Here is a 26548-nt window from a genome sequence, read left to right on the forward strand (position 1 = left end):
ATGTCTTTTTCAGGTCGGTCTCGCCTACTCGCTCTTTCTACTTCTGTAGTGTGCCTTATCCCAACCCTTTCCATTGCACAGGACAAACAAAGCACCTTTGCTATTCCCGCACAAAAACTTACGGCTGCCCTCATGGCTTTCAGCCGGCAGACAGGGCTTCATATTGCGTTTGACGGCAAGGTAGCAGATAACCTGCGCTCTGCCCCCCTTTACGGAAAGATGGATAACTTCTCAGCACTGCATAAGCTTCTCGGAACAAACATCTTCAAAATTGATGCTTCTAACCAAAATTTCATAACACTCCGAGCAAAAACAGCCCAAAAAACTAAAACATCGGAACAGGCCAGAGAAGATAACCTGACCGTACAAGGGCATAGAAGAGAACTTCGTACTAAACGCAATTTTGCCGGTGTGGTAGACACCGCCACCTATGACGATATCTCCAACCTTGGGGGTGCCACCTCTATTGCCCAGATGCTCACGCAACTACCGGGTGTTACTGGCATTCGTAATGGGGATGAACCCCGCTACATCAGTGTGCGTGGCGTTTCTTCTGACCTGAACCAGACAACATTAGATGGCATAACACTCGCCAGCATTAGTGATGGTGGCAGCATCAGGCGCCGTGTAAACTTACAGAACATACCAGCCGAAATGACGGGTGAAGACAGTATTTATAAAACTTTTACCGCCGAGCAGGATGGCGGGGCCATTGGTGCGGTTATTGATATGAATCCCCGGAGCGCTTTTGACCACAAAGGCCTCTACAAATACATTAACGCTTATGGCATCTACTCGACCGAAAAAGGGTCCGCAGGCGCTAACAGGATCCCTGGTATGTCCCCCCACCTGGGGCAAGGCGCTAAAGCTGTTTTTTCCGATAGATTTGGGAAAAACAATGAATTTGGGATTATGACCTCATTCCGGTACCAAAAACGGACGCGCAATACGAGCAAAACATGGCAGGAAGATAGCTACAACTATTACGACACCAAAGGTAAAATCCTTAAACCCAACGCCTCCACCACCCCCGGCTGGAACGGCATGACGGCCCCCCGCTACGTTGATGGTGGCAGCTATTCCAATGACCTCAATACTTTAGGGGGAGCAGCCCGTTTGGAATGGCGTCCGAAAAATACCGGATTAAGTGCGTCAGTCATGGGCTACGCCTACCAGAGGTGGGAAGACTCCTTTATGGAGCATAACGAATATCTGCTTGACGATACGGGGATATGGAACCAAACGCCCACGAGTGGGCGAGAATATATTTACAGAGCCCGCACTATTGGTCGTAAAGATAACTGGAAAATGAATACCAATGGTGTTTTGGGCAATTTGAACTGGCACGACAATATTTCAACCCTTAAATTACGCGCTGGTTACACTTGGGAAGATTACTTCAATCATGAGCCCTATGTCACCGCCAGAGTTTACCCCAGTGAAAAAGGGAATAAGGCCGTTTTTGCGGACTACACCATCGACAAAGAAAGAGTAGCAACTCTTACAGATATTAGCGATATGAATAAACTGCTTAACAGCGGTTATACATTTCAGACAGTACAACAAGAGTACGACCGCGACCATGAAGGCGTGGCAAACGTGCGTCTGGACTACACACGCAACCTTAATCCTGACTCTCACGGATTTGGGTTTGCAAGTGGGTTTGAATGGCGCAGCCTGGATGCGACCAATTCCTCTAACCAGCTTTGGTATAACCCTGGAGGAGATGCGACTTCCAGTATGTTTATTCCAGACATGAAAAACCCTAATGGACCTTTTTTTGATCTGACCCATTTTGCGTGGGATAAGCAAACGCTTGACGCAGACAAGTCACGTAGTTACACGCAACTGGCTTATTTCCGCTATAAAGAACAGCTTTTTGACGGCTACGTCTCCCTTCACTACAAATGGCGGCATTCACAACTCATTGCAGGTGTTCGGGCAGACGCTGTAAATTTCAATGCGTTTATTCCTGAAACAGACGGGGCAAATGCAACTGGAAAAATCAATAAGAAGAACGGTGGTTACATCAACCCCTTGCCTTCTTTAACCTTTGTGCATGAATTTCCTCGTGATTTAATACTTCATGCAGTTTACAGCCAATCTGTTGGGCGCCCACAACCAACAGATCTTGCTCAGGCCGAACAATATAGCTGTGGTAACAGTGACGATACGCAGGCTGGGAGTGTGAATTGCTCACTGACGCGCGGCAACCCCAATCTGCGCCCGCGTCAGGCGCAAAACTTTGATGTCTCAATAGATAAATTCTTCAACCATGGTCGTGGTGTTTTTAGCGTCGCTTATTTCAACAAAATAATAAAACACGACATTTACACAACGAGATCTACAGAGCTTATTAATGATGAACTCACATACGTTAAACAACCGCGCAATGCCAACACCTCAACACTTATGGGTGTTGAAGTTTCTGTTGTGAACCGCAGCATTAAAGGCCCATGGAATCAGTCTTTTGACGTCAATGCCAGCGGCACATGGATGCGTGGCCGGATGACTTATGAAGGTGCAAATGTTTCCTACAAACTCAATCAACTCCCTGAGCAGCCAAAGTATATTTTTAACGGGAGCGTAACCTGGCACATTCCGCAAATACGCGGCGCACTGAAAGCATCCTTTTCTTACTCAGCAAAATACCTCGAAGGACTGAATGATGATCCGACGCAAATTTATGGTTATGGCTCGCAGCCAAGTTTAGACATTGGCGCATGGCACGACATTACGGACAGTCTTCGCTTTAAATATGAAGTTTATAATCTGGCTGGGTCACATACACGGATGTATTACGGTAAAAACCTCAATCGCCTTGAAGCAAAAGAAAACTACGGCCGCAGCATCTATTTTGAGGTCGTTTACAACTAACGGACTCTCCACGCCAACGACAGATCACTCCCTTAAAACCACTTTCCCTCCTTTTACTCCGTGGCCCTTTACGGGGTCACGGTATTTCAGCCTATAAGGGTGACCTGTCTCAACCAAGAGCAGACCGGCTCTGTCAGGCCGAGTGCACTGGCAGCAATATTCGCGCCCAGAGGGCGGGGAACTATTCCCTATGCCCCACGTTGTTGTTCGTAGTGACTCATCCCCTCCATCGCAAAAGCTGGAGAGAGGTGAATACTCTTCTATATAAATCAAAGCGTTTCAATTCTTCTGTGACACCTGGTGATCAAGGAGAAAACCATGAAGATGCAGCCTCATCTACGTCGGGCTGCTTCCCTTACTGCCAGGAGCGATACGGCAGAACGACTGAAAACGATTTTCTAAACCCAACTGGCTTACAAGAAAAACTTGCATAATGTCAGCAATCCGCTCGCGCAGAAGCCTTTTCCGAAAACAAAGACAAAAACCCTTTTCTCTTCCAAGCGCTAAGACGGAGCAACAGCATGGACGGCTCTACGGATTTTCCTCAACATGCAGCGGGTCGGGCCGACCGCCCGTCTTTCTGGCTGCGTCTTTTCAAACCCGATACATCCCTTTACTGGCAGAATGACGGAGCACCGGTAAAAAGTGAGATTTTCGGCATTGAGCGCCTTGAGGCACATGCCCGTAGTCTGGCCGTTGCTCAGACAATTACTCACAAAAGCAAGACGAGCAGTTATCCATTAAAACACCGCCTCGCAGAAAATGGTATTTTCCTTCGCAAAACAGATGCCGCTATTACAGAAGCGCTGCAGGCCGGGAAACAGTTAACACCTGCAGCCCAGTGGCTTGCCGACAATTATGCGCTTATTGATATGCAGATCAGGGAAACAAGCCTTGACCTGTCTCCCGGTTACTATGCCCGCCTGCCCAAGCTGGCAAACGGACCGTTTGAAGGATTACCCCGGATTTTTGGCGTGATGTGGGCGCTTGTCGCCCATACTGACAGCCACCTGCATCAGGATGTCCTTTGCCGCTATCTTCTGGCCTACCAAAGTGTGACGCCTCTCACCATTGGGGAACTCTGGGCTGTTCCCATGACCTTGCGGATTGTGCTCATTGAAAATCTGCGCCGGACCGCTCACGCCATCATCGACAATAGTAACAGTCGCCGCGCGGCTGATCTTTTTGCCGATAAACTTGAAAAAACTCGTAAAGACGAAGGCCTTTCTATCCAGAAGGTTCTCTCTCTCGTTGAGCCAGAAAGCCTGACCCCGGCTTTTGTTGCCCGTCTCGTTCATCGGTCAAGAGGGCTGGATCTGGAAAAGGATCCCGCTCTGGTCTGGCTAGAGCAACGTCTGGCAGACAAGAAAAGCAGTATTGAAAAAACCATTCAGGACGATTTTCAAAATCAAGGGGCGTTCAACGCTACTGTTCGCAATATCATCACGAGTCTACGCTTGATTACCGGGCTGGACTGGACAGAAATCTTTGAGCAGATCTGTTTGATTGATAAAGCCTTCACCAACTATCCGAGCTTTACTCAGGCCGATTTTGCAAGCCGGGACCTGTACCGCAAGGCCATTGAAGATCTGGCGCTTGGCAGCAAGGCCTCGGAACTTGATATTGCCCATCGCGCCATTGCCTTTGCACAACAGGCGCAGGAAACGCACGCCTCGGACCCGCGCAAAAGCGACCCTGGCTATTACCTTCTTCTGGACGGTCGCCTGGCGCTCGAAGCCGAAGTGGGGTTCACCCCTCCCCTTTCCAGAAAAGTTATACGGGATTTCTGCCATCGTGGAATTACCGGATATAGTCTGGCTATTTTCATCCTGTCACTCTTTTTCCTTAGCATTCCCATCTGGATTTCAGAAAAAGAATACACCCCCACCTTCTGGCTGGTCCTTGTCGTAATCTGCGCCGCAATCCCAACATCTGAGGCTGCTGTCGCCTGCATCAACAGGCTCGCCCTCCGTGCGGTTAAAGTCACCATGCTGCCGGGTCTTGAGCTGTTGCAGGGCATCCCGGACCATATGCGCACTCTTGTTGTCATTCCCGCCCTTCTAACAGATGCAAAAACTGTCAAAGAGCTTCTGACGCGACTTGAAATCCACTATCTGGCCACGCACGACAGGAGCGTCCATTTTGCCCTCCTGACCGACTGGAAAGATTGTGACACCGAAGCCAGTCCGGATGATGGCGTGCTTTTGCATCAGGCCGTTACCGGTATTGCTCTATTAAATCAGCGCTTTGGCGCATCTCCTAATGGAGACAGATTTCTGCTTTTGCATCGTCGCCGCATCTGGAGCGAGAGTGAGGGCGCATGGATGGGATGGGAGCGCAAGCGCGGAAAGCTCCATGAGCTAAACCGACTGCTACGCGGCGCCACCGACACGACGTTTCTTGACGACCAGAGCCGTCTTCTGCCGCAAAATGTTCGCTATGTTGTCACGCTGGATGCGGATACACGCCTCCCTCTGGAAACAGTGCGGCGCTTGGTTGGCAAGCTTGCTCACCCTCTTAATAGCCCGCAATTCAATCCTGAAACCCGAAGAATTGAGAAAGGCTATGCCATCCTGCAACCGCGGGTGACGCCTTCTCTCCCTGTTGGGCATCACAGTACGGTCTTTCAAAAAATCTATTCCACGTCCAGCGGGATCGATGCCTATTCCGCAGCCATCTCGGACCTTTATCAGGACATGTTTGGAGAAGGGTCCTACGCGGGGAAAGGCATTTATGACATTGATGCTTTTGAAGCCGCTCTGGCCGGCCGTGTACCGGAAGGCACCCTTCTGAGCCATGATCTGTTTGAAGGCATTTTTGCACGCGCTGCGCTCGCCTCTGACATTGAAGTTGTTGAGGAATTCCCGACCGATTACATGGTCTCTGCTCAACGGCTGCATCGCTGGACGCGCGGCGACTGGCAACTCTTGCCGTGGATCATTTCCGGCACAACAAAAACACCGCGACCGCATGACCGCCTGTCCGGAATTGCGCGCTGGAAAATGCTTGATAACCTGCGCCGGACACTGTGCGCTCCGTTCACACTCATCACCTTACTGGCATGCTGGCTTCTTACGCCAGACAACGCGGCCATCTGGACGCTCTTTATCCTTTTGATAGTCGCTCTTCCCGCCTTCCTGCCTGTTCTGCCGGATCTTTTCCCACGGCGAGAATGGATCACCTTCCGGAGCTACTTCACCGTCATTACGTCACACCTCATGACCGCAGCCATCATGACGGCGCTCAATCTCACGTTTCTGGCCCATCAGGCCTTTCTTATGATGGATGCAATCTGTCGCACCTTCGTGCGGGTCTTCATAACGCGGCGCCTGCTGTTGCAGTGGGTTCCGGCGGCCCATACGGCCCACCTGCTCCAGTCGGGCATGGCGCAATATTATCAGAAAATGCTGGCAGCTCCCATTTTTGCTGGCGTGCTCACCCTTTACGTCATGTGGACAGACCCAGAGACCCTCCTCTTATGTGCACCTCTTGCCTGCCTGTGGGTTCTGTCCCCCGCTCTTGCTCTATGGACCAGTCGCTCTCCGATCATCCCGTCTCAGTCACGTCCATCGCGCACTGATATCAGAACACTCCGCCTCACTGCGCGCAGGACGTGGCGTTTTTTTGAAACCTTCGTGACGCCAGCAGACAATATGCTGCCACCAGACAACTTTCAGGAAGACCCCAGCCCCGTTCTGGCCCGACGCACATCGCCAACCAATATTGGTCTCTATCTTCTCTGCGCCATCAATGCGCGGGACTTTGGCTGGTCAGGCCTTCAGGACACAGTGGAACGGCTGGAATCCACCCTGAAAACAGTCCGCAAAATGGAGAAATACCGGGGCCATTTATACAACTGGTATAGCACAGAAACCCTTGAGCCTCTGAATCCTCTTTATGTTTCTACAGTGGATAGCGGCAATTTCGCCGGGCATCTCATTACCGTTGCCAGCACCTGCCGTGAATGGCTCACGCAGGAAACTGAGCCTCATGACTGGCGGCCCGGCCTTTCCGACGCCATCACAATCGCCATTATGGAAATTACTTTTAGAGACGGAATACGCCTTCAGCTCACCAAACAGCAGCGCGTTCTGCTCAGATCTCTTGGAAAACTGAAAAATGCAGTCCTGTCCGCACCAGAAGACAAAACGAGCCTGACTCTGACGCATTTCCTCCAGCAGGCGAAAATTATTGCTGAGCATGCAGCCCATCTGTTTCCGTTCCCGGAAGAGTCATCCATACCTTCATCCAGAGACCCGGCCTTCTGGGCCTCTGCTCCGCTCCGCACGCTGGAAAGTCACCTTCGTGACTTCGACCAGTCCCGAAAATCCGGCCTTCTTGAACGGATCCAAGCGCTGGAATATCAAGCCCAACAGCTTGCGAACGAGATGGATTTCAGTTTTCTGCGCGATACATCGCGCAAACTGCTGTCCATTGGCTTTCTGGTGCAAGACGATACGGCGGATGCCAACTGTTACGACCTTCTGGCATCGGAAGCACGGCTGGCTGTGTATTTTGCCATTGCCAAAGGGGACATTCCCGCACGGGACTGGTTCCGCCTTGGCAGGGCCATAACGCCTTCTGGCAATGGGGCAGCGCTTGTCTCATGGTCCGGGTCGATGTTCGAATATCTCATGCCGTCTCTGGTCATGCGGGCACCCGTCGGCAGCCTGCTGCAGGAGACAAACGCCCGGATTGTCCAACGCCAGATCGCCTATGGACAAAGCCGAAACATTCCATGGGGTATCTCCGAGGCCGCTTATAATGTCCGGGATCTTGACTATACCTATCAGTATTCGAATTTTGGTGTGCCCGGACTCGGTCTCAAACGTGGCCTTGCGCAGGATATGGTTGTGGCTCCGTATGCTACCTTGCTGGCCGCGATGATTGATCCACAAAAAGCTGTCGCCAACCTCTCCGTTCTGGAAAAAACCGGTGCACAAGGACGATACGGCTTTTTTGAAGCACTGGATTACACGCCCGAACGTATTCCAGAGAACCAGACTGTGGCGATTGTCCGCGCTTACATGGCACACCATCAGGGTATGTCCATTCTCGCAGTTGCCGATACTGTTCTGAACGGGGTCATGAGAACCCGTTTTCATAATGACCCAACCATGGCCTCTGCGGAACTCCTCCTGCAGGAGCGCGCGCCAGACAAAAGCGCTGTGGCCCGCCCTCTTCCTGCCGAACAGGCTATTCCCGCCCCGGCCCCCGAAGCAACGATACGCGCAGGCCGTTACTATAGCACGGCCTACACGCAGGAGCCGGTAACGCATCTGCTTTCAAACGGTCGTTATACTGTCATGCTCACATCCGCTGGTTCTGGTTATAGCAGTTGGCAGGGACAGATGCTTACCCGGTGGCGGGAAGACCCTACGCTCGACCAGCATGGTTCTTATTTCTATCTGAAAAACGTTAAAACAGGTTTTGTCTGGTCTGCGGGCATCCAGCCCTGTGGCACTATACCCGATGACTATCTGGTTGGTTTTCACGAAGATCGTGCAGAAATTTCCCGCCGGGATGGGGCACTCACCACCACTCTGGACATCATGGTTTCCGCAGAAGATGATGCTGAGGTTCGGCACCTCACGCTCTCCAATGCAGGCCATGAGACGCAGGAAATCGATATTACCTCCTATGCTGAACTCGCGCTTCTGGCCCAAGACGCAGACCTGGCACATCCAGCGTTCACCAAGCTGTTTGTTCAGACCGAATATCTTCCTGAAGCCAAAGCGCTTATTGCCACGCGCAGGCGCAGAACCCCGGATGAGGCAGAAATCTGGGTAGCCCATCTTGCCGTTTCTCCGCTTCCCATCCGCATGGGAACAGACCGGGCAGACTTCATCGGTCGCAACCACACCGTGCGATCTCCGGTCGCCTTGACGAGAAAAACCGCGTTATCAGGACAAACAGGAACTGTGCTTGACGCCTCTTTCTCTCTTCGTTGCCGGGCAGCGCTCAAACCGGGCACCACAACGCGCATTTCTTTCTGGACCATGGCAGCATCGTCCCGGGAAAAACTTCTGGACCTGATTGATACGCACAAGGATGCTGCCGCTCTGGACCGCGTGCGCACTCTGGCCTGGACACAAGCACAAATCCAGTTGCGTCACCTTGATATAAACCCGACGGAAGCAGACCTGTTCCAGCGTCTGGCAAGCCATATCCTATTTGCAGGCTCTTCTTTGCGCGCATCATCCCCTGCCATCAGGCTTGGCGCGGGCCCCCAGACGGGATTGTGGGAACTCGGCATTTCAGGCGACCTCCCTCTCGTTGTTCTGACAGTCAAGGAAAATTCAGGGACAGACATCGTACGTCAGGTTCTGCTGGCTCATGAATATTTCCGCCTCAAACAACTTCCGATTGATCTGGTTATCCTGAACGACCACCCCTCTTCCTACCTGCAGGATCTCCAGATCTCTTTGGAAAATCTGGTGCGTTCCATTCCTAAAGCCGCAACAGGGGCCGGGTCAGTTCGTATTTTACGGACTGATCTGCTCTCCCCCGGCACTCTGGCTCTTCTCCTGTCCGTTGCGCGCGTTGTTCTGGGCGCAAAAGACAGCCTTGAGGAACAGCTTGATCTGGCAGAATCCCAGCCTGCACAGACGCCGCCTGCCTTTCAGCCTCTTCCCATTTCCGAGCCTGCCGCATTTGATACGCCCCCCGTGCCAGAACTGGAGTTCTTCAATGGTTACGGTGGGTTTGCAAATAATGGCGAAACTTATGTTGTTGTGCTGTCTCCGGGCACGTCCACACCAGCTCCGTGGATCAACGTCATAGCCAACGAGACATTCGGCTTTCTGGCCTCAGCAGAAGGCAGCGGACACACATGGGCTCTTAACAGCCGGGAACATCAGATCACACCCTGGTCCAATGACCCGATCAGCAATCCTCCAGGTGAGATTTTCTATCTGCGAGATGAAGAAACTCATACTGTCTGGAGCCTTACCGCCGCAGCCCGACGAGACGCCGGCGCAACTTACGTCACCCATCATGGGCGGGGCTATACGCGCTACGAGCGGATAGCCCACGGCATTGCCAGCAGCCTGTTGCAATATGTGCCACCAACAGACCCGATAAAACTCTCACGCATTCAGCTGCATAATCTTTCAGGACAGTCCCGCACCCTGTCCCTCACCAGCTATGTGGAATGGGTTCTGGGAACCTCCCGAACGAAAACAGCACCTTTCATCACTACCGAAACAGACTCAAAAACCGGCGCCCTTTTTGCCAGAAACCAATGGGATGGGACCTATGGCTCCCGTATAGCCTTTGCCGATCTGGGCAGCTACGTCACGACCATTTCCGGAGATCGCAAGAGTTTTGTTGGGCGCAACGGGTCTCTGGATAACCCGGGTGCCTTTACCCATTCTGATGGCGTGCACAGCGCAACAGGAGCCGGGCTGGACCCCTGTGGCATCCTCCAGACCCTTATTACGCTGCCTGCCAATGGCCGTGTTGAAATTGTCTTCCTGCTTGGTGAGGCGTCGGACGAAGCTGAAGCAAGGCGGCTTATTCTCCAGTATCGCACGGCAGACCTTGATGACGTTCTGCAAGCCGTTACTGCAAAATGGAATACAGTCTGCCATGCCATTCAGGTCAAAACCCCTGATAGAAGCATGGATATCATGCTCAATGGCTGGCTTTTGTATCAGACCCTCTCCAGTCGCGTTCTGGCCAGAGCGGGCTTTTATCAGGCCAGTGGCGCCTTTGGCTTCCGGGATCAGTTGCAGGATGGCATGGCGCTCGCAACATCCTCCCCGGAGCGTGTTCGGGAGCATATTTTACGGGCAGCATCTCGCCAGTTTCCTGAAGGCGATGTGCAACACTGGTGGCTTCCCCAAACTGGCTCTGGTGTCCGTACCCATATTTCTGATGATTGCACCTGGCTGGCCTACACAGTAGCCCACTATGTCACGACAACCGGAGACAAGGCAGTCCTGGACGAAAGCATAGGCTTCCTTGAGGCTCCCCCTCTGCCGATTACAGAACACGACCACTTTACGGTTCCCGCACTCTCTTCTGAAAAAGCCAGTCTGTTTGAGCATTGTGCGCGGGCACTGGACCATAGTCTACCTGTGGGAGACCACGGCCTGCCACTTATGGGAACAGGAGACTGGAATGACGGGATGAACAGGGTGGGAGAACAGGGTCGAGGAGAAAGCGTGTGGCTTGGCTGGTTCCTCTACACCACGCTGAAGATATTCATTCCTCTTGCCCTTGAGCGACATGACACGGCTCGAGCCTCAGCCTGGCAGAACCACACTGAAAAGCTGGCCAATGCTCTGGAACGCGCATGGGATGGAGACTGGTATCTGCGTGCCTATTTTGATGACGGCACGCCCCTTGGCTCTCACAAGAACACTGAATGCCAGATTGATGCCATTTCCCAGTCCTGGGCCGTTCTGTCTAATGCGGCTTCTCCCGAACGCACGCATCACGCCATGTACTCGGCTGTTGAGCATCTTGTCCGCCCGCAGGATGGACTGATCCTTGTTCTCACACCGCCTTTTGACAAAGCGCTGCCTGATCCCGGTTATATCAGAGGCTACCCGCCCGGAGTGCGGGAAAATGGAGGGCAATATACCCATGCGGCACTCTGGACAGTAATGGCCATTGCAGCACAGGGAGACGGCAATCAGGCTCATGCTTTGTTCAGCATGCTTAACCCCATCCAGCACGCCCGCACACAGGAGCAGGCAAACCGTTACAAACTGGAACCTTACGTGGTTGCTGCGGATATTTATTCAGTAGCTCCGCACATCGGGCGAGGTGGCTGGTCCTGGTATACCGGGTCAGCCGGATGGATGCAGCGCACAGGCATTGAATCCCTTCTCGGCATTCGCATTCAGGGAGACATGCTTTTGATAAGCCCGTGTATTCCACAGGAATGGCCTGAATTTGAAGTCACGCTCCACTGGCGCAGCAGTCAGTATCACTGCATCATCAAGAACCCCAACCGGGTCAGTCACAGCACATCACCAGGCCTGACCGTCGATAATATCTCTTTGGGGAAAACAGACAGACTTCAACTCCAGGATGATGGAGCAAGTCATACAGTTATTTATACGATTTAGTTAAAATTATTTGCATAACTGCGATATTAAGAGAACAAGATATTCTCTTAATATCGCGTTGTAGGCAGGAAAAATTATTACCCGATATCGTCCTGCTCCTTAAAATTTATGGGTGAAAACCGCCAGCGGTATCCGTCGCAACTGCATCATCCAGATCATCCGTAGCACCACTCACCCCCACGGCACCAATAAGATACTGGCCGTTCATGACAGGGGCAGAACCCGGCACGGCCGTAATGCCCGGCAGAGTTGTGAGAAATGCCTGATTCTGGCTAACCCGTTCTGCCAGAACTTTCCCACGGGAACTGTAGAGAGCCGCCGTTCGGGCTTTCTTGATGGCTGTTTCGTCAGTGCCTGTCTGAGAATCATCCATCCGCGTAAATGCCAGCAACCTGCCGGATGCATCCACAATGGCAATGCTCACTTTCATGCTCCGCTGCTTTGCCGCGGCTTCTGCTGCATTCAGCAAACTTTTTGCGCCAGCACTGCTGAGCACAGTGCGCGTCAACACCTTGCTGTCATCAGCCTGCGCCGCAGCCATTGTGGAGAAGCTTGCAAGAATGGCCAAAGGCCCGAGAAATTTAAGTTTCATGTGACGTCCTGACCTGAAGAAGTTTTACCAACTTTTATTTTTGTAAAAAGCATTTCCTGTCGCATGACGCTTCAGTGAAAATGCTTTGCCGTATCGACCACAAGCGCCTGCTCAGCTTCGTTCGTATCACCACTGGTGCCAATGCTACCGACTACAGTTTCACCCTGCTTGAAGACCGCACCACCCGCTGAAGGCAGAATGCCAGGAACAAAACCGATTGGAAGATTTTGCGCACGTGCCGCATCAAAAAACTCAATCGTATTGCGGGCAAAGCGTGCCGCAGATTTTGCTTTGGCAATTGAAGCCTCTACGCATCCTGCATAGGCGCCCTGCATCCGAATGAAAGCGACAAGATTTCCATCGGTGTCTTCAACAGCAATGCACAGCTTAAGGTGACGGCTTTCAGCCAGACCAACCGCATAATGCGCCATATCCATCGCAGCATCTGTCGTAATGTTGAGCTGCGGCGCCGTTGAGGCCGCCTGCGCCAAAGCGGGTGAGGCACACAAAAGAGTGGACGCAAAAGCTGCAAGTATTTTTTTCATTGCAAAGGGTACCTTATTGGAGATGTTCTTATTGACCCAGTCGTGACGTTTACTCTTTCCCTCCGCCAAGATTGCAAAATCATAAACGTCACACAGTAGAAAACTCGATACCGAAACCATCGGATCAAAAAAGAACTTACAATCAATACAGTATAAATCAATAAATATTTTATTTATCACGCTTATGTGATGATTAATTCCAACAATTACTACAGGTTAATATTTTTTATTTTAATCTATACCGACAAAATGACCCATCCCGGTATCTGCCTATCCTGACATCTCCCTCAAAAGCATAACCCATTCAGTCCCTGGTCATCACATAATCGGGGCGCGTTGAAACGCAGAATGGCATCAGGAATCGTGGCATCCGTCCATGCGCAATCAGCCAGCCATCAAGGGAGAATTTTCCTGCTCCTGCAATGGCAAAACTGGCAAAAAATACGATCATGAGCATCGGATATTCCCAGCCGCCGACCGGTGCATTATTCCACGTAAAGCCATCCTCAAAATGGCGGCCATATTGGTTGGCAATCAGATAATAAAGCGCCGCGCCAACCCCAGCCATCCGGGTCAGAAACCCCATCCCGACACCAATCGCGATTGCAAGCTCACACAGGCCCGCCACAATAACCGCATTACCCCCAGATGAGAGTCCAAACCCAACAAACACCTGCGCCATATGGTGGAAGGAGTCCGCGCCGGCAAAAAGCTTTTCAGCAAAATGCCCGACCATATCAAAACCAAAATAGATGCGGATTACCGCCAGCTGCCATTGCAAATGCCCATTCCATCCAGATGCCCGAAATCGCGTCCAGTCATGGATCATGCAATCCGCATAGAGGGCCAGATAAATCAGGAACGTGATGCTGGAGCTCGCCATGCCAGGAAAAGAGTCATGAATAGCCGCAACCCGCCAACTGATGACAAAAGGCAGGAGCGCCCCCAGGAAGCCAATCACAAAGCTTTTTGGCATCACAAAAACTGCAATGCTCAGGGCAAGGATATCCAGCCCTATTGTGGACCAACGTGCAAAATCTGGAATAACGGGCACGATAAAGGACGAATAGACCATTGTGCCGACAGACACAGCCAGAGCCACCCATAAGAGCCAGTAAGGCACATAACGCGGGCTTAACGCTGCAAAAGACGGAACCAACACATTTGGCTTCATGAACATTGTTTTTCTTCTTGTGAAAGATGCCAATTTTTAGCCATACAAAACGCATGACCTTATCCGAAACTCTTCCTTCAGCACCGTCATAACGTTACATGGGCATTCACCCCCAGCACCGCAGCATTCCTGACACGTCCGGAGCCTCCCGGCCGCCAGAAATACTGAAAATCCGGCGCAATATCGATGCCATTGCAGACGTGTACATTGTAAGTCGCATCAAATATGGACTCACGGCTTGCCAGAAGAGGTTTGTTTGGGGAGAGAGGGTCCAGCAGAATAGTCCCCTGCCCCGGCTGCCAGACCGATTTGACATTTGGACCATAACGCAACGCAGACCATGTCAGACCCAGCGCATCACGCGGACGGCCAGCAAACTGCCCGACATCTTCAATCCCCACATACGCCTGATCCGAGATAACAGAGATCCCGGACGTCACATGCGTATAACCACCCAGAATGATGATGCCACTATCTGAATATTTCCCGTTCCGCACCAGCATCTGATCAAAGGCAACGTAGCTGATCATCTGGCCGTGCCGCCACCGTGTGGGGGCGTCTGTCGTTGCATCATTGTACGCATGCGGGGAAGAATCCCACAGCATGCCTGCTTTATAATGACCATTCAGCCTATGAGGCCCAAACGCAGGCTCATACCCTCCCCCAAGAGCCAGTGTTACACCTGTTATATGGTCACCACCCCAGTCCGTCCCCGCTGTGCCGCCTTTGAGGGGACTGGTCTCATACGCTCCAAACGTAACATACGTTGGCTTGGTTGGACGCACGCGCAGGACTGCGGACCATGCTGTTCCCGGCCAGGAAGAATAGCCGTCGGTCAATGACGTTGCACGAGGCTGACTACAGGTGGCCCCGCCCATGACCAGACATTGCAACGGGCTGGAATCAAAATCCGGGCCCGGTGCATACCGTCCTGCCGTCAAAATAATCCTGCCATGCAACCATTTTTTTTGTGCATAGAAATACACCAGATGTATGAGCACGTTCCCGCCCCCACCATAAATCTGTTGTGGGTTAACCACCCCATCCTGCAGGGCATCTGTTGAAAGCCTTCTGCCATGACGCTGAACGACAGTGATTGTGGTCGTGAAATCCGGAATATTGAAGATTTTTCCCCAATCCAGATCAACCTCCATGGCAACCTGCCCAGCGAAATCCTGTGCCTTGCGTGTGCCTCCCGTAAGATTGCCTGCAAATTCCGACCAGTCATCCAGCAGAATATCAACACCTTTTTTTGAAAGCGATGAGCGCCAGCGTCCCACTTCGCCTTCCAGAAGATGTGTGACGGGCGGAGCAGGCGGATAATCGGAATCAGGCGGTATCGCGTTAAGAATTTCTGGCCGAGCGCCTGGGCCAGTCACTGTGGACTGTGCCCAGGTTTCGGTCGCAGGAACCAGCATCGCAACCACCAAGGCCACGACGAGTGAAAAACACCGCATGACGCGCGGCCACTACAAAGTTGAACGAAAGTAAAACATTCTGAAACCTCTTTTATTTTTCTTATTATGGATTTCTTTGTTGTTGTTTTTGTGAGGACGGAACGCTGCCATCTTTCTGATGGCTTACGCGCTCCTTTTTAGTCTGCTACCGATTTAGCCGTGCGTCGGCATAGAAAATTCTGCCCCGGCCCGAATACCTGTCGGCCAACGCTGGGTGACAGCCTTCATACGTGTAAAGAAACGCACCCCCTCCGGGCCATGCATATGATGGTCACCAAACAGGGAATCCTTCCATCCCCCAAAGGAATGAAACGCCATTGGCACCGGGATCGGCACGTTAATCCCGACCATTCCAGCGGTTACACGATGCGTGAAAGTGCGTGCGCTATCACCATCCCGCGTAAAGATGGCAGTACCATTCCCGTAGGGGCTGCCATTAACCAGCTCAAGGGCCGTTTCAAAATCTGGCGCACGCATCACGCACAGGACCGGGCCAAAAATTTCCTCGCGGTAGATCTCCATTTCCGCTGTCACATTATCGAAAAGCGTGCCGCCGAGGAAAAATCCGTTTTCATGCCCCTTCACCACAAGCTCACGCCCGTCGACAACCAAAGTCGCGCCCTGTTCAACACCTGTATCAATCAGCTGCCGAATTTTTGCCCGGTGCTGCGCAGTGACAACCGGCCCCATCTCACTGCTTTCATCCGTGCCGACGCCAATCCGTAGCGCCTTAGCGCGGTCTACAATCATTTCAACAAGCGGGTCCGCTACCGGCCCAACGGCCACAGCAACGGAAATAGCCATACAGCGCTCTCCGGCTGATCCATAGGCTGCGCCAATCAGGGCATCAACGGTCTTTTCAAGATCGCAATCAGGCATGACGATGGCATGGTTCTTCGCCCCACCAAGGGCCTGAACCCGCTTGCCGGCTGCCGTGCCGGTTGCATACACATGCTTTGCAATAGGCGTTGAGCCAACAAAGCTGACCGCTGAGATGGCAGGATGCTCAAGGATTGCATTGACCATATCCTTGTCACCATGCACCACCTGGAACACACCGTCCGGAAGCCCGGCTTCCCTGAAGAGATCCGCCAGAAGAACAGACGCTGACGGATCCCGCTCAGACGGCTTCAGGATGAAACAGTTCCCCGTCGCAATAGCCATGGGCGCCATCCACAAAGGCACCATGACCGGGAAGTTAAACGGTGTGATACCTGCGGTAATCCCCAGAGGCTGGCGCATGGTCCATGCATCAATGCCACGGCTGACCTGCTCGGTATATTCACCTTTGAGAAGTTCAGCCGCACCCGTGGCGAACTCCACCACTTCCAGACCACGTGTCACTTCACCTTTGGCATCCGAGAGCACCTTACCGTGTTCAGCGGTAATAATAGCCGCCAGCTCGTCACGATGCGCCTCGATCAGATCACGCGCTTTAAACAGGATACGTGCACGCGTCAGCGGGGGCGTTTCGGCCCAGTCTGGAAAAGCCTTCTGTGCAGCAGCAATCGCCGCTTCCAGGTCATCCGCATCACCCAATGCCACCTGATGCGCAACCTCACCCGTCGCCGGGTTAAAAACATCAGACCGACGCGTGCCATGCCCCTCCGTATGCTGTCCACCAATAACGTGAGGAATTGTCACCATTTTTTGCTCCTGCTGTTCAGAGATATTGAATAGAAAAGAAAGGTTAATAAGAGGCCGGGACTTCGTGCCGGATAGGCCCCTCTTTTTCCGGCGCAGACGGTGAAGCAATCAGCCGTCGCACCTCTGCAACGCTGTCCTGTGCGGCTTGCGCAAGCAGGCGCACATCATTGGAAACTGTGACCAGATCACACCCCCATGAAAGCGCTTTGGCGGCATAGGCAGCAGAACCGTTATGCAACCCCATGCGGAGACCGGCAGCGTGCGCCGTCTTCCTGATATGATGGATGGCCTCCAGCATCTCCGGCTCTTCACGATCAAAACCAGTGCGGTAGCGCCTGCCTGTCAGCCCGAGCGTGAGGTCTGCCGGACCGACATAAACGCCATCCAGACCGGGTGTGCGAACAATCTCTTCCAGATTGCTCACCGCCTCGGCTGTTTCGATCATCGCAAAGCACAGCACTTCATCATCAGCGACAGCCGCATAATCGCTTCCAAGTGCAAAATTTGCCCGCGTGGGGCCGAAGCTCCGGCAACCATGCGGCGGATACCGCACATAGGAAACCAGTCGCTCTGCATCTGCGCGAGTATTGACCATCGGGCAGATGACGCCCCACGCCCCGGCATCAAGCGCCTTCATGATAGCCCCCGGTTCAAGCCAGGGAGCACGCACCATAGGCGCTACGCCTGATGCCCGCAGAGCCTGAAGCATGAGCAGCATGGTTTCATAGCCAACGGCGCCATGCTGCGTGTCAATCGTCACGGAATCATATCCGCAGGACGCCATGATCTCGGCTGAAAAAGGGCTTGCGATAGAAAGCCAGCCGTTGATGGCCCCTCTTCCCTCTGTCCAGATTTTGCGTATCGGATTTCTCTGCATGTTCATCACCCTGTACCTGCCTGTTCGACCGGAGAGGCTTAATAAATGACCGGTTCCGGCACGGGCGTGCCAAAATCTGTCTGGAGAAAATCGAAATCACAGCCTTCATTGGCCTGTCGCATATGGTGGGCGGCCATCCAGCCATAACCACGCTCATAGCGGGGTTTAGGGGGCACCCACGCAGCACGGCGTCGCTCCAGTTCATCCTCTGGAACATCCATGGAAATTGAACGCTGCTCGACATCCACGGAAATGATGTCTCCCGTTTTCAAAAGCGCTAATGGACCGCCGATATAACTCTCCGGTGCCACATGCAGCACGCAGGCCCCATAGCTGGTCCCGCTCATGCGGGCGTCTGAAAGGCGCAGCATGTCGCGCACGCCCTGCTTGATAAGCTTTTTAGGGATTGGCAGCATGCCCCACTCCGGCATGCCGGGCCCACCCAACGGACCCGCATTACGCAGCACGAGAACGTGATTAGGCGTAACATCCAGCGTTTCGTCCTCAACCGCTTTCTTAAGGCTGGGATAGTCATCAAAGACCAAAGCCGGTCCGCTGTGTTTATGAAACTTCGGATCACAGCACGCAGGCTTCATCACACAGCCATCGGGGGCGAGATTTCCGCGCAGAACCGTCAGCGCTCCCCCGTCTTTCCCGGTAAACATCGGTTTATCGAGCGGCCGGATCACATCATCGTTATAAACCTCAGCTTTCCCGATATTTTCACCCACAGTTTTGCCCGTTACCGTCAGGCAGGTCAGTGTCAGGAAATCGGAAATCCGGTTCATCAAGGCCGCAATGCCACCGGCGTAATAGAAATCCTCCATCAGATAGGTCTGACCAGTAGGCCTTACATTTGCGATAACTGGCACAGTGCGGCTAGCACGATCGAAATCGTCAAGACCGATATCCACCCCTGCACGTCGAGCCATAGCAATCACATGGATAATGGCGTTTGTTGAACACCCCATGGCCATTGCTACAGCAATAGCGTTAAAAAATGCCGGTTTTGTCTGAATTTTTGATGGCTTCAGGTCTTCCCAAACCATCTCGACAATGCGTCGGCCAGAACTTTTGGCCATCCGGATGTGATTGGAGTCAACCGCAGGGATCGAGCTGGCTCCGGGTAACGAGAGGCCAATCGCTTCCGCAATCGCCGTCATGGTGCTGGCCGTACCCATTGTCATGCAGGTGCCAGCACTCCGGGCAATCCCGGCTTCCACACCCTGCCAGTCTTCCTGTGTGATTTTTCCGGCCCGCAGCTCGTCCCAGTATTTCCAGGAATCCGCTCCGGAACCAAGGGTTTTCCCATGCCAGTTCCCCCGCAGCATCGGTCCGGCTGGCACATAAATTGCGGGGATATCCATGCTGGTTGCACCAAGCAGAAGGCCGGGTGTGGTTTTATCGCACCCGCCCATCAGTACCGCCCCATCTACAGGATAAGCCCGCAGCAGTTCCTCGGCTTCCATCGCCAGCATGTTGCGGTACAACATGGTTGTGGGTTTCATGAAGTTTTCGGAAAGCGAAATGGCGGGAAGTTCCAGCGGAAACCCGCCTGCCTCCAGAATTCCACGTTTGACGTCTTCTGCCCGCTGCCGGAAATGCATGTGGCAGGGGTTAATATCCGACCAGGTATTAAGGATGGCAATAACGGGTTTTCCCGTCCAGTCTTCGGGGTCATACCCCATCTGCATTGCGCGGGAACGATGCCCGAAACTACGTAAATCGGCCGGGCCAAACCACCTCTCACTCCGAAGCTTGCGCTTTTCGGGAGCATTCGCAGCCGCATCTGGCTGAGCTCCGGCATCTTTCGTCATGCTCTCACTCTCCTTGCCCCCGCCTTCTCCAAAACAGGGGGCGGGTGTTTGTGCGGCAAGTTAGGACGTGACAGAGGAAGAGTGTCCAACTTAGATACAGCATTGATCGAGATAGGATTGATATCGATGCTTCAGCTCACCCAGGTGCGTTGTTTTGTCGCCGTTGCAGAAGAGCTTCATTTTGGGCGCGCTGCAGCCCGACTGAATATGACGCAACCGCCCCTCAGCCGGCAGATCCAGTTGCTTGAGCATGCTCTTGGTGTCGCACTGCTTGAACGCACCAGCCGCCATGTGCGCCTTACACAGGCCGGAATTGTCTTCCTGCCGGAAGCAAGACGCCTGCTGCGGGGGGCTGAGGATGCCGTCCTGGCGGCTCGCCGTGCCGGGCGCGGGGCACTGGGGCAAATTGCCATCGGGTTCACCCCCTCCAGCAGCTATGACTTCCTGCCGCGGCTGATTTCCGCCCTTCAGGCCGAATATCCGGACATTGAACTCATTCTGGAAGAGATGATCACGCGGGATCAGATCACCGCACTGACATCAAACCGGCTGGATCTGGCCTTTGTGCGACCGCCCTTTGGCGCGACCGACGTTACCTTTCAGCCCGTCCGGTCCGAGCGTATCGTGGCGGCCTTACCGGCCCATCATCCTCTGGCAAGCCGTGAGGCACTGACCCCCATGGATCTGGATGGGCAGGATCTCATTATGTATTCCGTGCTGGGCGGCGGCTATTTTCACGATCTTGTGCAACGGCTCCTCGTGAGCGCAAACATCCAGCCACGGCTGATCCATCACCTCACACAGATCCACGCCCTTCTCTCTCTCGTCAGAAGCGGTGTGGGAATGGCGCTGATTCCCGAATCCGCATCACGGCTTGATATCGGAAATGTTATCTGCCGTCCGCTGGCATTTGGGGATGACATTCTGGCCGAGCTTTACATGGCCCATCGCGCGCAGGACACCAGTCCCCTCCTGCGCAGCGTGATGGCTGTTGTCAGCCAAATTACGAAAGAGACCACGCCGGTTCTTGCGCTCACGTTATAACATCCCTGACGTCCGCTCCCCCTTTTCCCCGTCAGCAATGCTGATCCTGCATCGATCCATACGAAGTTTAATTTTGACCTAATCAAATCGAATGCGTTCCCTGTTTTCTGAAAGATCGCGTGAAGTCCCGGCACAACACGCACAAAGGAGAAAACAGGGTGACCAGAACAAGAGGGCCGACAAGCTCCACCGTCACACATGCTACAGGAACGCCCGAAACAGCGCGCGTGGGGCAGCGGACCGCCGTACGCTATAGTGTTCTTGCGTTCCTGTTCACCATCACCGCCATCAACTACGGGGACCGCGCGACACTGGGGATTGCAGGCACCAGCATCTCGCAGGATCTTGGTCTTACCCCTATTTCGATGGGTTACATCTTTTCTGCCTTTGGGTGGGCCTATGTGCTGAACCAGGTGCCTGGCGGCTGGTTGCTGGACCGGTACGGCTCCATCCGCGTCTATGGCGTCAGCCTCTTTGCCTGGTCCGTCTGTACACTGGCCATCGCGGGTATTTCCCATGTTCCGCATGCCCTGATGTTCCCGACCCTATTCCTGCTGTGGGCCGCTCTCGGGCTTGTGGAAGCCCCTACGTTCCCCGCCAACAGCCGTATTGTATCAAGCTGGTTCCCAACCTCAGAACGCGGTCTGGCCACATCCATTTTCAATTCTGCGCAGTATGTGGCGGTCGCGTTCTTTGCCCCGTTAATGGGCTGGGTCACGCAGACCTTCGGCTGGAAATACATTTTCAGCCTGATGGGCGCACTGGGCATGGTGCTGGCCATTATCTGGCTGGCGAGAATGTATTCTCCTGCCCGGCATCCCGGCGTGAATGCCGCAGAGCTGGCCTATATGCGTGATGGCGGGGCGCTGGTGGATATTGATGACCGGGCCTTGCAGGTCAAACAAACACTCACCCGCAAACAGATCCGCTTCATGCTGACCAACAGAACGCTGCTTGGCGTGTATGGCGGGCAGTATTGTATTACGGCTCTGCTGTATTTTTTCCTGACGTGGTTTCCCCTTTATCTGCACCAGTCTCGCGGCTTCTCACTCACGGCAACAGGGTTTGCTGCCAGCGTTCCGGCCTTGTGTGGCCTTGCCGGGGCAATCTTCGGCGGCGCACTGTCGGACAAGCTTCTCCGTGCCGGTCGTTCTGAAAACATCGCCCGTAAGACGCCTTACGTGCTGGGCATGACGGTCGCCTCCTCCATTTGTCTGTGCAACTTCATCCAGTCCGGGTGGCTTATTGTTGCTGTCATGTCCTTTGCCTTTTTTGGAAAAGGGATTGCGGCCATTGGCTGGGCTGTCATTTCCGATATTGCCCCCAAAGAAACACCCGGCCTTGCGGCTGGCATCTTTAACGGGGTTGGTAACATTGCCGGCATCGTCACACCAATCGTTATTGGATACATTGTCGCATTGACAAAATCCTATGATGGCGCACTTATTTTCGTCGCGGCACACTGCATTGTGGCGATTATCCTCTATCTCTTTGTTGTCGGTAAAATCCGGAGGCTCTCCCTTCCCACCTAAAGTGCTGCTCTCTCATAAAATTCCAAAAATAATAAAAAGAAGAGACGACCATGTTCAATAACCTCCCTCTGTTAAGTCACGCCCTGTCACGGCGTTCCGCCCTCAAGGGCCTTGCTGGTGGTGTTGCGCTGGGTGCCCTTGGCGCAACCGGTGCCTCACACGCGCTAGCAGCAGAGCAGCCACCGCATCTGCCCGCAACGGTTGTGGCATCGTCTCCCCGTTTCCTGTGTAACGCCATTGCCGCGACACGGAATGGCACGCTCTTTCTTGGCGCGCCCCGCTGGGAAACTATGGATGATACACCCGGTGTTTTCCGCGTTTCTGCAGACGGCACGCTTCAGCCGTTCCCCGGAGGCACATGGAACCAGTGGACACCCAGCGCAGACCCGGCCACGGCGTTTCTGATGGTCAACGGCCTGCATATTTTTAGTGATGATACCTTGTGGGTTGTGGATCAGGGCATAGACCCCACGACAAACGCCACCGTGCCCGGCGGCCAGAAGCTGGTTCAGCTTGATCCGCAAAGCGGCAAAGTGCTGCAAATTCTGCGCTGGGGAAAAGATATTCTGCCTCCGGGAGCCACAATGAATGATCTGCGCATTGCCGGTGATCTCATGTTCGTCACAGATTCCGGATTAGGCGGCATTATAGTTCATAATATGCGCACCGGAAACACGGTGCGATGTCTCTCCGAGCATCCTCTGCTACGGGCGACATATGCCAAACCCATGATCGGGCGAGACGGACACATCTTCCGGGATAAGGATGGCAAACGCCCGCTCGTCCACTCGGACATGCTGGAAATCACGACGGACCGGAAATGGTTTTACTTCTCCACCCCTATCGGCCCGCTGCGTCGCCTCCCTACCTCGGCTCTGCTGGATAACAGCCTGACGGATGCGCAACGCGCAGAGAAAATTGAAACAGTGACCGATATGCCCACCATGATGGGAACGGCTATTGATACACTGGATAATTTCTACTTTGCCGATGCAGAACGCGGTCGGCTTATGGTCCTGACGCCCGAGAAAAAGAAACTCGTTCTGTTTGAAGACCCGCGACTGATCGATGGCGACGCGCTGTTTATTACCGCTGATCGTCACATGTTGGTGCCAATTCCGCAGACAGAACGCCTGCCGCCCAACAACGCAGGGGTAAATGCCTTAAAGCCGCCTTTCATCAGTCTTTCCTTCCCGCTGCCGGAAAGCCTGCACGGCCACCGTTTGGGCAATTCAGCCAGCAGTCTCTGAAGACACTTTTCAAAACCATCAAAACACTTGGCCTTTCTGTCTATTTTTCCACAGAAATCCGAGAGGACGACAGTTATGAGACGCCGTGACGCCTTAAAAGGGGGGCTGGTGCTGTTAGCAACAAGCACGCTGGCCTCCATTTATAAACCTGCTTATTCAAAAACGCTTGTTGGTGGGAGTGGCGCGTGGAAAGCGCAACCTCCGCCGCCGTTGTCAGTCGTTGATTCCAGCCGGCTGGTGTATTTAACGCAGGATGAAGCAAAGCTGGTTGGGACAGTGTTTGACGTTCTCATTCCCCCCGATGAACTTGGCATGGGTGCGACCGAAGCCGGATGCGTGACCTTCCTTGATCATCAGCTTGCCGGCCCCTTTGGCTCCGCTGCAAAAGATTACAAGATGGGGCCGGTCGTAGAAGGCACGCCGCAACAGGGACCGCAAAGCATTGCGACCCCTGCAGAAATTTACCGCAAAGGGCTGGCTGAACTGAACACTGTTACCCGGAAAAAATTTGACAAAGCCTTTCCGGATCTCACCGAAGACCAGAAAGTCGCCTTCCTTGAAGACATGGAAGCCGGAACGATCCAGTTCGAAACAGTGAAAGCCAAGGATTTTTTCACCCTCCTTCTCCAGAACGTGCGTGAAGGATATCTGGCGGATCCAATGTATGGGGGCAACCGCGATATGGTGGGCTGGAAACTGGTTGGGTTCCCGGGTGCAGTTTATGATTACCGTGACTGGATTGTTTCCAAACGCGGGCAAAAAATTGATGTGCAACCCGTCAGCCTTCTGAGAACGACCTGAAAGAGGCCGCGTCCGTCTGATCTCTGAAAAAGATGATTTGGCGCTCTACGACACAGTAAAAAATAAGGTGCAGATTAATGCATTATAAAAGACCAAAAGCCGATGTTGTTATTGTCGGGCTGGGATGGGCTGGCTCCACAATGGCCGAAGAACTGACTCGCGCAGGCCTGAATGTTGTGGCTATTGAGCGCGGTGCGTGGCGCGATACCTCAACAAGCTTTCCGACAACGCGCAATCCGGACGAATTAAGCGGGTCTATCCGCAAGGACATCCTTCAGGCGCCCGTCACCGAAACCTATACGGTGCGAAACCGACCGGGAGAGACAGCACTCCCCCTCCGCAAATACCATAACCTTACACTGGGCAATAACGTGGGCGGGGCCGGAACCCATTGGGCGGGTGCGAGCTGGCGCTGGCAGTCCTTTGACCACCAGCCTTATAGCCGCGTTATGGAGCGCTATGGCGCCAAACAACTTGTGGATGGCCTGATCTTGCAGGATTGGGGTGTGACATACAATGATCTGGAACCGTTCTATGACCGGTTTGAGAAAATTGCCGGCACATCCGGCACGGCAGGCGTCATCAATGGTGTGAAGCATCCCGGCGGTAACCCTTTTGAAGATTCCCGGACCAGCCCTTACCCAACCCCGGCCTTAGAGCGAACACGCGCCAACATTCTGTTTTCAGAAGCCACAACACGGATGGGCTATTCCCCCTTCCCGGTTCCGTCCGCCATGATAGGCGGCCCCTACACCAACGCACTTGGCATTAATCTGGCCCCATGCACCTACTGTGGCTACTGCCAGCTTTACGGGTGTGGCAACTGGTCAAAATCCAGCCCGAACATCTGCATTCTGCCAGTCCTCATGCAGCGGCCGAATTTTACCGTTGTTACAGAATCAGAAGTCGTCCGCATCAATACAACGCCTGATAAAAAAATGGCCACGGGCGTCACTTTTGTTGATTCAGACGGCAATATTGGGGAGCAGCCAGCCGATATTGTTATCACCGCCACATTCACGCTCGATAACACGCGACTGCTGCTCTTGTCCGGGATCAGCACACCGTATGATGTCAGCACCGGACAAGGTGTCGTAGGGCGTGCCTTCACGTTCCAGACCTTGTCCTGGGCCTTCATGTTTTTTGAAAACGAATATCTCAACCCCTTCATGAACACGGGTGCTCTCGCAACCCAGATTGACGATTTCAACGGCGATAACTTTGACCATACCGGACTGGGATTTATCGGCGGGGCCGGTATTCAGTCCCTGTGCAATCAGGGGCTCCCCATTGGCATGTCCGGCCTTGTGCCGGAAGGCAGCCCAAGATGGGGCAAAGGCTGGAAAAAAGCTTTCCAGAAAAGCTACCAGAATTACGCACAAATTCAGGGCCAGGGCACCAATTTTGCACACCGTGAACAGTTCATGGATCTTGACCCAACCTACAAGGATCGGTTTGGGCAGCCGCTCCTGCGCATTACCTACGATTATAATGAAAATGATCGCCGGTCAGGCCGGTTCATTCGTGATAAATGCGTGGAAATTGCCAAGGAAATGGGAGCGCGGGAAGTCAAAGGCGTTTCGTTGGCTGACGATCCCTATTCAGGCTACACGCCGTGGGATTCCTCTCACGTGCAGGGCGGTGTCGTTATGGGAGAAGACCCGAGAACCAGTGTGCAAAACCGCTATCAGCAGAACTGGGACGTGCCCAACCTGTTCGTTATCGGCGCATCCTCTTTCCCTAACAATGCCGGATACAATCCTACGGTTGCTGTGGGCGCAACGACCCTATGGACGGCCAAGGCCATAAAAGAACTGTATCTCAAAAATCCTGGCCCACTGGTGAGATTATAATC

At 53.4% G+C, this 26548-nt stretch carries 14 protein-coding genes; 7 read left to right on the forward strand and 7 right to left on the reverse strand.

Translation table 11 applies throughout. The annotated features are described in order from the left end of the window. Positions 1-2877 (forward strand): TonB-dependent receptor, encoded by a 2877-nt coding sequence (locus ACHQGU_RS09180; protein WP_395494783.1) that lies wholly within the window; start codon positions 1-3, stop codon positions 2875-2877. A 521-nt stretch (positions 2878-3398) separates the two neighbouring features. After that, a complete protein-coding gene (locus tag ACHQGU_RS09185; RefSeq protein WP_395494785.1) occupies positions 3399-11957 on the forward strand; it encodes a GH36-type glycosyl hydrolase domain-containing protein in 8559 nt (2852 codons plus the stop codon). Positions 11958-12063: 106 nt separating this feature from the next. Here ACHQGU_RS09185 and ACHQGU_RS09190 read toward each other — a convergent pair whose 3' ends face one another. From ACHQGU_RS09190 to araD, 7 genes are all read right to left on the reverse strand, one after another. Further along, complete coding sequence (locus ACHQGU_RS09190; RefSeq protein WP_062273283.1) at positions 12064-12549, reverse strand: heme-binding protein; 486 nt, start codon at positions 12547-12549, stop codon at positions 12064-12066. Positions 12550-12620: 71 nt separating this feature from the next. Next, positions 12621-13274: a heme-binding protein gene (locus tag ACHQGU_RS09195; protein ID WP_395494788.1), complete on the reverse strand. Its 654-nt coding sequence runs from the start codon at positions 13272-13274 to the stop codon at positions 12621-12623. A 124-nt stretch (positions 13275-13398) separates the two neighbouring features. Beyond that, a complete protein-coding gene (locus ACHQGU_RS09200) occupies positions 13399-14268 on the reverse strand; it encodes a DoxX family protein (protein ID WP_233419988.1) in 870 nt (289 codons plus the stop codon). A gap of 86 nt (positions 14269-14354) precedes the next feature. Beyond that, positions 14355-15725: a carbohydrate porin gene (locus ACHQGU_RS09205; RefSeq protein ID WP_395494790.1), complete on the reverse strand. Its 1371-nt coding sequence runs from the start codon at positions 15723-15725 to the stop codon at positions 14355-14357. A gap of 153 nt (positions 15726-15878) precedes the next feature. Next, the gene (locus tag ACHQGU_RS09210) at positions 15879-17372 is read right to left on the reverse strand and encodes a CoA-acylating methylmalonate-semialdehyde dehydrogenase (protein WP_395494793.1); all 1494 of its coding nucleotides are present in this window, start codon (positions 17370-17372) and stop codon (positions 15879-15881) included. A gap of 43 nt (positions 17373-17415) precedes the next feature. Further along, entirely contained in the window at positions 17416-18255 is an 840-nt protein-coding gene (locus ACHQGU_RS09215) for an HpcH/HpaI aldolase/citrate lyase family protein (RefSeq protein WP_253551040.1), read from the reverse strand. 32 nt (positions 18256-18287) lie between these two features. After that, positions 18288-20066 carry an L-arabinonate dehydratase gene (gene araD / locus ACHQGU_RS09220; RefSeq protein ID WP_395494795.1) on the reverse strand — a complete coding sequence of 593 codons (1779 nt, stop codon included), beginning with the start codon at positions 20064-20066 and terminating at the stop codon, positions 18288-18290. 126 nt (positions 20067-20192) lie between these two features. On the opposite strand from araD, the gene ACHQGU_RS09225 reads away from it, so the two are divergent. The 5 genes from ACHQGU_RS09225 to ACHQGU_RS09245 all read left to right on the forward strand — a co-directional run bounded on the left by ACHQGU_RS09225 (position 20193) and on the right by ACHQGU_RS09245 (position 26546). Continuing rightward, positions 20193-21110: a LysR family transcriptional regulator gene (locus ACHQGU_RS09225; protein ID WP_253551038.1), complete on the forward strand. Its 918-nt coding sequence runs from the start codon at positions 20193-20195 to the stop codon at positions 21108-21110. A gap of 158 nt (positions 21111-21268) precedes the next feature. Next, entirely contained in the window at positions 21269-22642 is a 1374-nt protein-coding gene (locus ACHQGU_RS09230; RefSeq protein ID WP_082779527.1) for an MFS transporter, read from the forward strand. Positions 22643-22692: 50 nt separating this feature from the next. After that, the gene (locus tag ACHQGU_RS09235) at positions 22693-23892 is read left to right on the forward strand and encodes an L-dopachrome tautomerase-related protein (protein WP_395494799.1); all 1200 of its coding nucleotides are present in this window, start codon (positions 22693-22695) and stop codon (positions 23890-23892) included. Positions 23893-23967: 75 nt separating this feature from the next. After that, positions 23968-24693 carry a gluconate 2-dehydrogenase subunit 3 family protein gene (locus ACHQGU_RS09240; RefSeq protein ID WP_395494801.1) on the forward strand — a complete coding sequence of 242 codons (726 nt, stop codon included), beginning with the start codon at positions 23968-23970 and terminating at the stop codon, positions 24691-24693. Between the two features lie 77 nt (positions 24694-24770). Beyond that, positions 24771-26546, forward strand: a complete 1776-nt coding sequence (locus ACHQGU_RS09245) for a GMC family oxidoreductase (protein WP_395494803.1) — start codon at positions 24771-24773, stop codon at positions 26544-26546. Positions 26547-26548: the final 2 nt, after the last annotated feature.

It is taken from the genome of Acetobacter sp. KSO5, assembly GCF_044094635.1.
Lineage (GTDB): Bacteria > Pseudomonadota > Alphaproteobacteria > Acetobacterales > Acetobacteraceae > Acetobacter > Acetobacter cerevisiae.